The sequence below is a fragment of the Enterobacter sp. CGMCC 5087 genome (assembly GCF_003144775.1).
GTDB lineage: Bacteria > Pseudomonadota > Gammaproteobacteria > Enterobacterales > Enterobacteriaceae > Enterobacter > Enterobacter cloacae_M.
Window position 1 is genome coordinate 1 of record NZ_QFXN01000086.1, and the last position, 10,097, is coordinate 10,097.

The 10,097-nt window shown below is 56.9% G+C and carries 11 protein-coding genes; 9 read left to right on the top strand and 2 right to left on the bottom strand.

Annotated elements, in window-relative coordinates; all coding sequences use genetic code 11:
* Both DEO48_RS07735 and DEO48_RS07740 read left to right on the top strand, forming a co-directional pair.
* Window positions 1–949, top strand: a 949-nt coding sequence (locus DEO48_RS07735) for a DUF2339 domain-containing protein (RefSeq protein ID WP_146198254.1), incomplete at its 5' end; no start/stop codon positions are given.
* Window positions 946–2,331: a DUF3999 domain-containing protein gene (locus DEO48_RS07740; RefSeq protein ID WP_109844811.1), complete on the top strand. Its 1,386-nt coding sequence runs from the start codon at window positions 946–948 to the stop codon at window positions 2,329–2,331. The genes DEO48_RS07735 and DEO48_RS07740, both read left to right, overlap by 4 nt.
* A 43-nt stretch (window positions 2,332–2,374) precedes the next feature.
* Here the strand turns inward: DEO48_RS07740 and DEO48_RS07745 are convergent, their stop codons facing one another.
* Together DEO48_RS07745 and acpH are read right to left on the bottom strand one after the other, a co-directional pair.
* Entirely contained in the window at window positions 2,375–2,977 is a 603-nt protein-coding gene (locus DEO48_RS07745) for a peroxiredoxin (protein WP_014168840.1), read from the bottom strand.
* Between the two features lie 251 nt (window positions 2,978–3,228).
* Window positions 3,229–3,810, bottom strand: coding sequence for an ACP phosphodiesterase (gene acpH / locus DEO48_RS07755; RefSeq protein ID WP_029741678.1), 582 nt, complete (start codon window positions 3,808–3,810; stop codon window positions 3,229–3,231).
* Between the two features lie 92 nt (window positions 3,811–3,902).
* Between acpH and queA the strand changes: the two genes are divergently transcribed.
* The 7 genes from queA to DEO48_RS07790 all read left to right on the top strand — a co-directional run.
* Window positions 3,903–4,973 carry a tRNA preQ1(34) S-adenosylmethionine ribosyltransferase-isomerase QueA gene (queA, locus tag DEO48_RS07760; RefSeq protein ID WP_047173805.1) on the top strand — a complete coding sequence of 357 codons (1,071 nt, stop codon included), beginning with the start codon at window positions 3,903–3,905 and terminating at the stop codon, window positions 4,971–4,973.
* Between the two features lie 53 nt (window positions 4,974–5,026).
* Window positions 5,027–6,154 (top strand): tRNA guanosine(34) transglycosylase Tgt, encoded by a 1,128-nt coding sequence (gene tgt, locus DEO48_RS07765; RefSeq protein ID WP_003859110.1) that lies wholly within the window; start codon window positions 5,027–5,029, stop codon window positions 6,152–6,154.
* 22 nt (window positions 6,155–6,176) lie between these two features.
* Complete coding sequence (gene yajC / locus DEO48_RS07770; protein ID WP_003859109.1) at window positions 6,177–6,509, top strand: preprotein translocase subunit YajC; 333 nt, start codon at window positions 6,177–6,179, stop codon at window positions 6,507–6,509.
* 27 nt (window positions 6,510–6,536) lie between these two features.
* On the top strand, window positions 6,537–8,384 hold the full coding sequence (gene secD, locus DEO48_RS07775) for a protein translocase subunit SecD (protein ID WP_071884810.1): 1,848 nt from the start codon (window positions 6,537–6,539) through the stop codon (window positions 8,382–8,384).
* Between the two features lie 10 nt (window positions 8,385–8,394).
* Window positions 8,395–9,366: a protein translocase subunit SecF gene (gene secF, locus DEO48_RS07780; RefSeq protein WP_024906803.1), complete on the top strand. Its 972-nt coding sequence runs from the start codon at window positions 8,395–8,397 to the stop codon at window positions 9,364–9,366.
* A 141-nt stretch (window positions 9,367–9,507) separates the two neighbouring features.
* Window positions 9,508–9,873 (top strand): VOC family protein, encoded by a 366-nt coding sequence (locus DEO48_RS07785; RefSeq protein ID WP_109844812.1) that lies wholly within the window; start codon window positions 9,508–9,510, stop codon window positions 9,871–9,873.
* Window positions 9,874–9,887: 14 nt separating this feature from the next.
* On the top strand, window positions 9,888–10,097 hold a 210-nt coding region (locus DEO48_RS07790; RefSeq protein WP_146198255.1), incomplete at its 3' end, for a YafY family protein.

Below are 10,097 nucleotides of genomic sequence, written 5' to 3' on the forward strand. Positions count from 1 at the left end.
CAGCAAATGGCTGCTGTGGCCGGTTATGCTGCTGATGGTGGGTTATCAGCTCTGGCACCAGCAGATCGTTGCCGCCGGCTGGTCAAATCTCGCCTGGTGCGTTGCGCTTCCTGCCGCGCTGATGCTGTTGCGGCGCGACGATGAAAGACTCCTGCCGCGCATCGCGATGGGGCTGCATTTGTCGCTGTTCTGGATGATTTTGCTGGCGCTGGCGGCTGAGCTTTACTGGTTTGCCCGTTCATTGCCGTGGGGCATGGCGGCCTGGGGCAGCGGAGTAGCGATGGCAGCCGGCGGCGGGGTAATTATGGGGCTCTCTGCAGCCGTACGGCGTCGAGGGTGGCCGTTCCGGGAGTGGCCTGCACTCTACGCCTGCCTGGCGCCGATCCCCGCGGTCGTGGCGCTGCTGGTACTGCTGGTGGTGACCAATTTCCAGGACGGCGTGGTCTATCGTCAGACCTGGCTGCCGCTGATAAACCCGCTTGAGGAAGGCGCGGCGTTCGCGCTGCTGGGGCTGGTCGTCTTTTATCGGGCGGTGGATCGCTACTACCCGGCGTGGCTCTCGCAGGCCCGCCCGTGGCCTGCCGTTGCGCTGATGGCGTTTGGCTTCTGGTGGCTGAACGGCGCGCTGATGCGCGCCCTGGCCTGGTACGGCGACGTGGCCTGGAATATGGCATCGCTGTGGGATTCGCGGCTTATCCAGACCAGTTTTGCCCTGTTCTGGATGCTGAGCGCGCTGGTGGTCATGATCCATGCCACCCGTCGGGCTTCCCGGCAGGAGTGGCTCTGCGGTGCCGCGCTGCTGGGCGTGGTGATGGTTAAACTGATGCTGGTGGACAGCGCGGGCGGAGGCGGTTTGTCGCGCGCGGTGGCGTTTATCGGCGTGGCGATACTGGTTCTGATCGTGGGGTATTTCTCACCGCTACCGCCCAAAACAGGAGATGAAAAATGAAATGGATGAAGGCGGTAGCCTGTACCGCGCTGCTGGCGCTTTCCGGCCCGGCGTTTTGCGACGAGGGACAAACGGAATCGCCCCGGGACTATGCTTTTGGTCTTTCACTCGATACGTCTGTTCCCTCCCAGTGGTATCGGGTGATGCTGCCGCTCGCCGTCTATGAGCAAAGCACGTCGCCGGATCTGCATGATGTCCGCGTCTTTAACCAGTCGGGCGAGGCGGTTCCCTTCAGCCTGGTCAGCGCGACGCGTCCGCAGGGGGCGGTGCAATCCACTGCGCTGCGCCTCTTCCCGCTGGACGCCTCGCCTCTTGCGGCTTCGCGAGGATCCGGTTATAGCGATAAGATCCTGCTCCGTTCCGGAAACGGCGTTGAGATTGTGCTGGAGGGGCAAAAAGCCGCCGCAGCCGGGCAACATTATCTGCTGACCCTGCCGGAACAGGCGACGGGCGAGATCGCTATATCCCAGCTGCAGCTGCTCTGGAATACCCCGCAGACGCCGTGGCAGGGAACGGCGTCGGTCTATTACAGCGAGGATCTTAAGCGCTGGTATACCCTACGCGAGGATATGCCCTTGCTGGACGTCGTCAGCGGCCAGGACCGTCTTAAGCTCGATCGGATCGATACCGATACGGTTTTATCTCCCGATGCGAATCGCTATCTCATGGTGGTGCTGAATGCGCAGAGCCAGGGGCTAGCCTTGACCGGCGTAAACGCAATCAGCGCACCTGCCCAGGCGGCCCCGGAAGCTATCGACCTTGAGGGGGAAGGGGAGCAGCTATCGACAAGCGAAGCGCAGTGGCACTGGGCGCGCCCGCAGCCGCTGAGTGCTGTCAGCATCTCACTAAATGGCGATGGCGTCCTTCCCGTGGAGATCGCGTGGCGGAGTACGGAAAAAGACGCATGGCATCCTCTGAAGAAAGAGGTCCTTTACCGTCTTGAGGGAAAAGTGTCGCCACCGGTTTCGCTTCACGGGGGGCTGGTGCAGGCGGTGAAAATCACGACGCTGAATGCGCGTCTGCCAGAATACCTGCCGAGCGTCACGGGACATCGCGACCGCTATGACCTGGTGTTCAACGCGCAGGGGAAAGCACCGTACCTGCTCGCCTGGGGCAACGGCGCCGCGAAGCCTGCCAGCGTGGAGCCCGGCATGCTGATCCCGGCCGACCTGCGCAAGACCTATGAGATGGCGAACCTGCCGCAGGCCGACATTCTGGATGATGTCGCGTTAGGCGGCCAGGAGCGTCTGACCGCTACCTCTGCGGCCGAGCGGGAGAGCAGGATGAACACGCTTCTGGTATGGGGCGTGCTGATTGCGGGGGTGATTTTGCTGGCGGGCATGGCCTGGCGCATCTGGCGAGAGACGCAGCGTAAGGCATAAAAAAAGGCCCGCATAAGCGGGCCTTTTTCGTAAACCGTGCCGATTACAGGCTGGATACGTTCTCAGACAGGTATTTAGCCACGCCGTCTGGAGACGCGTTCATGCCTTCTTTACCTTTCTCCCACTGAGCCGGGCACACTTCGCCGTGCTCTTCGTGGAACTGCAGCGCGTCAACCATGCGCAGCATTTCGTCGATGTTACGACCCAGCGGCAGATCGTTAACAACCTGGTGACGAACGATGCCGTTAGCGTCGATCAGGAAGGAACCACGCAGCGCAACGCCAGCGTCCGGATGTTCGATACCGTAAGCCTGCTGGATTTCGCGTTTGATGTCCGCAACCATTGCGTATTTCACCGCACCGATGCCGCCTTTATCGACAGGGGTGTTACGCCATGCGTTGTGTACAAATTCAGAGTCGAAGGAGACGCCAACAACTTCCACGCCACGCTTCTGGAATTCTTCATAACGTTTGTCGAAGGCAATCAGCTCAGACGGGCAAACGAAAGTGAAGTCCATTGGCCAGAAGAACAGAACGGTCGCTTTACCGTTGGTGTGCTGTTTGAAGTTGAAGTTTTCAACGATTTCACCGTTGCCCAGAACTGCTGCAGCTGTAAAATCCGGAGCCGGACGAGTTACCAGAACCATATGATTCTCCTGTAGATACTAAGGTTATTTGGAACGCAACGCGAGCCAGTATAGAGAGTGTTCATGGATAAGACAAAGAGGTGGTGACAATCGTTCCGCCAGCTTTTACCTATCAATGTCATTTTTATACACAAAATCATTCAAGTTGCATCAAGGCGGCAAGTCTGGGAATCCCCGGGAACTTACTGAAGTAAGTGACTGGGGTGAGCAGACGTAGCCAACGCAGAGGCAGCTTGAAGGATGACGTGTATTTAAAGCTGTTTGTTTTTTGCCTGTACCATCATGCGCGGGTAGAACTGCCAGAAACGCGCTTCCAGCGCATCGTAATGTTCATCCAGGTCATACCAGGAATCCCGCAGCGCATCCAGTCGCGGTCGGCGGCTCGCCATCCCGTTCAGCACGTTCTGAATGAAGTCCATCTCGCGATAGCGCTCCAGCCAGCGCTCTGACCACAGGTAGTTATTCAGATTGACAAAGCGCGGCGGCGAGTCGGGCAGAATGATCGACACCTGCTGGTGGGCATAGCGCACAAACGCCGGCAAGGGCATCTCCGGCGACAGCTGTTCCCAGTGGCGCGACAGAAAGTGGTCCCACATCACGTCGAGCGTGATCGGCGCAACGCGGCGCGTTTCAGGGCGAAACCACGCTTTGGCTTCCGTCACTTCCGGCAGCTTATCCGTCAGCACGTCGATGCGGCGGTGCATAAAAATCCCGTCGACAACCTCAGGGGAATAGTCCTCAGCGGGGTTGCCGCGTACGAAATCGGCCAGCAAATTGCCGGACAGGGAGCTGTCAGCGAGGTGAGCGAGATGCAGGTGAGCGAGAAAATTCATGCGTTTCATTTGTCCGGGGGCGGCTAGTTGTTGCAGCAAAAGGGTGTGAGCACTAGACTATGCCGCCTGTTTTTAAGTCACGAGTATACGTCATGCGCGTCGCCGATTTCTCCTTTGAACTACCTGAATCCCTGATTGCTCACTATCCCATGCCTGAGCGCAGCAGCTGTCGCTTACTGTCACTGGATGGGCCAACGGGCGAGCTGACGCACGGTACTTTCACCGATTTGCTCGACAAGCTCAACCCTGGCGATCTGCTGGTCTTTAATAATACCCGCGTGATCCCGGCGCGCCTGTTTGGCCGTAAAGCCAGCGGCGGCAAGATTGAAGTGCTGGTCGAACGTATGCTCGATGATAAACGTATTCTGGCACATATTCGCGCGTCTAAGGCGCCGAAGCCGGGCGCTGAACTGCTGCTGGGCGATGATGAGAGTATCAAAGCGACCATGACCGCGCGCCACGATGCGCTGTTTGAGGTGGAGTTCAACGACGAGCGCACGGTGCTCGATATCCTGAACGCCATCGGCCACATGCCGCTGCCGCCGTATATTGAGCGTCCGGACGAAGAGGCCGACCGCGAGCTGTACCAGACCGTCTACAGCCAGAAGCCAGGCGCCGTTGCTGCGCCGACCGCGGGCCTGCATTTTGATGAGCCGCTGCTGGAGAAACTGCGCGCGAAGGGCGTGGAGATGGCGTTCGTGACGCTGCACGTCGGCGCGGGAACCTTCCAGCCGGTGCGCGTGGACAGCATTGAAGATCACATCATGCACTCTGAGTATGCTGAAGTGCCTCAGGACGTGGTGGACGCGGTGCTGGCGGCGAAAGCGCGCGGTAGCCGCGTCGTGGCGGTCGGTACAACGTCCGTGCGCTCACTCGAGAGCGCCGCGCAGGCCGCAAAGAGCGATCTTATCGAGCCGTTCTTTGGCGATACGCAGATCTTTATCTACCCGGGCTATCAGTACAAAGTGATTGACGCGCTGGTGACCAACTTCCATCTGCCTGAATCAACGCTGATTATGCTGGTGTCGGCATTTGCCGGTTATCAGCATACGATGGCGGCCTACAAGTCTGCGGTAGAACAAAAATATCGCTTTTTTAGCTACGGGGACGCGATGTTTATCACGTACAATCCGCTGGCTTTGAATGAGCGTGTCGGGGAATAAGTCCGCGGCACCGTTTTACAACGTTGGACTGTTTTTCTGACGTCGGAGAAAAAATGAAATTTGAACTCGATACCACCGATGGCCGCGCGCGTCGCGGTCGCCTGGTGTTTGATCGCGGCGTGGTGGAAACCCCCGCGTTTATGCCTGTGGGCACGTACGGCACCGTAAAAGGGATGACGCCGGAAGAAGTAGAAGCCACTGGCGCACAGATTATCCTCGGCAACACCTTCCACCTGTGGCTGCGTCCGGGTCAGGAGATCATGAAGCTCCACGGCGACCTGCACGATTTCATGCAGTGGAAAGGCCCAATCCTGACCGACTCCGGCGGCTTCCAGGTCTTCAGCCTGGGCGATATCCGCAAGATCACCGAGCAGGGCGTACACTTCCGTAACCCGATCAACGGCGATCCGATTTTCCTCGATCCCGAAAAATCGATGGAGATTCAGTACGATCTCGGCTCTGACATCGTGATGATCTTCGACGAATGTACGCCGTACCCTGCTGACTGGGACTACGCAAAACGCTCCATGGAGATGTCTCTGCGCTGGGCGAAGCGTAGCCGTGATCGTTTTGACTCCCTGCAGAACAAAAATGCGCTGTTCGGCATTATCCAGGGCAGCGTTTACGAAGATTTACGCGATATCTCTGTTAAAGGTCTGGTAGAGATAGGTTTTGATGGCTACGCTGTCGGCGGTTTGGCTGTGGGTGAGCCGAAGGAAGACATGCACCGCATTCTGGAGCATGTCTGCCCGCAAATCCCGGCGGATAAACCACGATACCTGATGGGCGTGGGTAAACCAGAAGATCTGGTTGAAGGCGTACGCCGCGGCATTGATATGTTCGACTGCGTCATGCCAACCCGCAACGCGCGTAACGGCCATTTGTTCGTTACCGATGGCGTGGTGAAAATCCGTAACGCGAAGCATAAGAGTGACACCAGCCCGCTCGATTCCGAGTGCGATTGCTATACCTGTCGCAATTATTCTCGCGCGTATCTGCATCATCTCGATCGTTGCAACGAGATTTTGGGCGCGCGTCTCAATACCATTCATAATCTTCGTTATTATCAGCGCTTAATGGCTGGTTTACGTAAGGCTATCGAAGAGGGTAAATTAGAGAGCTTCGTGACCGATTTCTACCAACGTCAGGGGCGGGATGTTCCACCGTTGAACGTTGATTAATTTTAATAATGAGGGAATTTGAATGAGCTTTTTTATTTCTGATGCGGTAGCGGCAACAGGTGCTCCAGCGCAGGGCAGCCCGATGTCTCTGATTCTGATGCTGGTTGTGTTCGGTCTGATCTTCTACTTCATGATCCTGCGTCCACAGCAGAAGCGCACCAAAGAGCACAAAAACCTGATGAACTCCATTGCGAAAGGCGATGAAGTACTGACTAACGGTGGTCTGGTGGGTCGCGTAACCAAAGTGGCTGAAAATGGCTACATTGCTATCGCCCTGAACGACACCACTGAAGTGGTCATCAAACGTGACTTCGTAGCTGCCGTTCTGCCGAAAGGCACCATGAAGGCGCTGTAATCCCAACTTTTCCCAAAGGGAACTGCCGTGTTAAACCGTTATCCTTTGTGGAAGTACATCATGCTGGTCGTCGTGATTCTCGTCGGCCTGCTGTACGCGCTTCCCAACCTGTATGGTGAGGATCCGGCTGTTCAAATCACTGGCGCGCGCGGTGTCGCCGCCAGTGAGCAAACGCTGATCCAGGTCCAGAAAACGTTACAAGAAGAAAAAATTACCGCTAAGTCTGTGGCTCTGGAAGAGGGGGCAATTCTTGCTCGCTTCGACACCACCGACACGCAGCTCCGCGCTCGCGAAGCGCTGATGGGCGTGCTGGGTGACAAATACGTCGTGGCGCTTAACCTTGCCCCTGCAACCCCGCGTTGGCTGGCTGCGATGAAAGCAGAGCCAATGAAACTCGGTCTTGACCTGCGTGGCGGCGTTCACTTCCTTATGGAAGTGGATATGGATACCGCGCTCGGCAAGCTGCAGGAACAGAATATCGACAGCCTGCGCAGCGATCTGCGTGATAAAGGCATCGCTTACACCACCGTGCGTAAAGAAGATAACTACGGCATGAGCATCACGTTCCGCGACAGCGCGGCGCGCGATCAGGCTGTAGATTACCTGACCCAACGTCACCGTGACCTGGTAATCACCTCTCAGGGCAGCAACCAGCTGCGCGCGGTGATGACCGATGCGCGTCTGAAAGAAGCGCGTGAATATGCCGTTCAGCAGAACATCAACATTCTGCGTAACCGTGTAAACCAGCTGGGCGTGGCTGAGCCGCTGGTACAGCGTCAGGGTGCTGACCGTATCGTGGTTGAACTGCCGGGTATCCAGGATACCGCGCGTGCGAAAGAGATTCTGGGGGCGACCGCAACCCTGGAATTCCGTCTGGTGAACTCCAACGTCGATCAGTCCGCTGCCGCCGCAGGGCGTATTCCGGGTGACTCCGAAGTGAAACAGACCCGCGAAGGTCAGCCAGTAGTGCTGTACAAACGCGTGATTCTGACCGGTGACCACATCACCGACTCCACGTCGAGCCAGGACGAATACAACCAGCCGCAGGTTAACATCTCGCTGGATAGCGCGGGCGGTAATATCATGTCTAACTTCACCAAGGACAACATCGGCAAACCGATGGCGACCCTGTTCGTGGAGTACAAAGACAGCGGTAAGAAAGATGCAAACGGTCGTGCGGTGCTGGTGAAAGAGGAAGAGGTGATTAACATCGCCAATATCCAGTCTCGTCTGGGTAACAGCTTCCGTATCACCGGTATTAACAACCCGAACGAAGCGCGTCAGCTCTCCCTGCTGCTGCGTGCCGGTGCGCTGATTGCGCCAATTCAGATTGTTGAAGAACGTACCATTGGTCCAACTCTGGGTATGCAAAACATTCAGCAGGGTCTGGAAGCGTGTCTGGCCGGTCTGGTGGTCTCTATCCTCTTCATGATTTTCTTCTATAAGAAGTTTGGTCTGATTGCGACCTCCGCGCTGATCGCCAACCTGGTGCTGATCATCGGCATTATGTCCCTGCTGCCGGGGGCGACGCTGACCATGCCGGGCATTGCGGGTATCGTTCTTACCCTTGCGGTGGCGGTCGACGCCAACGTACTGATTAACGAACGTATCAAAGAAGAGTTGAGCAACGGTCGCTCTGTTCAGCAGGCGATTGACGAAGGCTATAAAGGCGCGTTCAGCTCCATCTTCGATGCGAACGTAACAACACTGATTAAGGTTCTTATCCTGTATGCAGTGGGTACTGGCGCGATCAAAGGCTTTGCGATTACAACCGGTATCGGTGTCGCAACGTCAATGTTTACCGCTATTGTCGGCACCCGTGCCATCGTGAACCTGCTGTACGGCGGCAAGCGCGTCAAAAAGCTGTCTATCTGAGGAGTGCGTTGTGGCACAGGAATATACTGTTGAACAATTGAACCACGGCCGTAAAGTCTGGGACTTTATGCGCTGGGACTACTGGGCCTTCGGCATTTCAGGTTTCCTGCTGATTCTGTCCATCGTCATTATGGGCGTGAAAGGCTTTAACTGGGGTCTGGATTTCACCGGCGGTACGGTCATCGAGATCTCCCTGGAAAAACCGGTCGATATGGACCAGATGCGTTTGTCTCTGCAGAAAGCGGGCTTTGAAGAGCCGCTGCTGCAGAACTTCGGCAGCAGCCGCGACATCATGGTGCGTATGCCACCGGTGCACGATGCCAACGGCAGCCAGGAGCTGGGCAGCAAGGTTGTTAGCGTGATTAACGAAACAACCAGCCAGAACGCGGCGGTCAAGCGTATTGAGTTCGTCGGCCCAAGCGTGGGTGCTGATCTGGCGCAGACCGGTGCGATGGCGCTGCTGGTGGCGCTGATCTCCATCCTGGTATACGTCGGTTTCCGCTTTGAGTGGCGACTGGCGGCCGGTGTGGTTATCGCTCTGGCGCACGACGTGGTGATCACCATGGGCATACTGTCGCTGTTCCACATTGAGATTGACCTGACGATTGTGGCATCCCTGATGTCCGTTATCGGTTACTCACTGAACGACAGTATCGTGGTATCTGACCGTATCCGTGAAAACTTCCGTAAGATCCGTCGCGGTACGCCGTACGAAATCTTTAACGTGTCGTTGACCCAGACGCTGCACCGTACCCTGATCACATCCGGTACCACCCTGATGGTGATCCTGATGCTGTTCCTCTTCGGTGGTCCGGTACTGGAAGGCTTCTCGCTGACCATGCTGATCGGTGTCACCATCGGTACGGCGTCGTCTATCTACGTCGCGTCCGCTCTGGCACTGAAACTCGGCATGAAGCGCGAGCACCTGCTCCAGCAGAAAGTCGAGAAAGAAGGGGCGGATCAGCCGTCCATTCTGCCGTAAGGCGACGTTTAGCGCGTTATCGAAATCCCGGTCTGTTGACCGGGATTTTTTTATCTGCTCCTGACAAACACTCCTGACACAATGCTGTCAGGAGCCCTGTCGTAGACTCCTTCTGAACCCTAATAACAGGCAGGAGGATGTATGAAAAGCGTCATTAACTGGTTTGAAATTCCGGTCGCGGATATGGATCGCGCCATCAAATTTTATGAGCCGGTGATGCAGCTCGCACTGCGTCGCGAGAAAATGGACTGTGCGGAGCTGGCCGTTTTCCCGCATGAGGATCCGTATACCGGCGGGGCGCTGGCAAAATTTGACGGCGTTACACCGTCTTTGCAGGGCGCTATTATTTACCTGCATACTGATAATCTGGCGGCCACGCTCGATCGCATCGCCTTCGCGGGCGGCGAGTGCGTGTTTGGCCCGCTGGAACTGCCGCATGGCATTGGCACTATCGCATTATTTACCGACAGCGAGGGTAACCGCGTCGGCCTCCATCAACCTGCCTGAGAGCGGAATAAGATATGACCCGACGCGCTGACCGTTTGTTTCAGATTGTGCAGATCCTGCGGGGCAGGCGTCTGACAACGGCAGCGCATCTGGCGGAACTGCTTGGCGTATCCGAGCGCACGGTCTACCGCGATATCCGCGACCTGTCGCTTTCCGGCGTGCCGGTGGAAGGTGAGGCGGGGAGCGGATATCGGCTGATGTCGGGATTTGACCTGCCGCCGCTG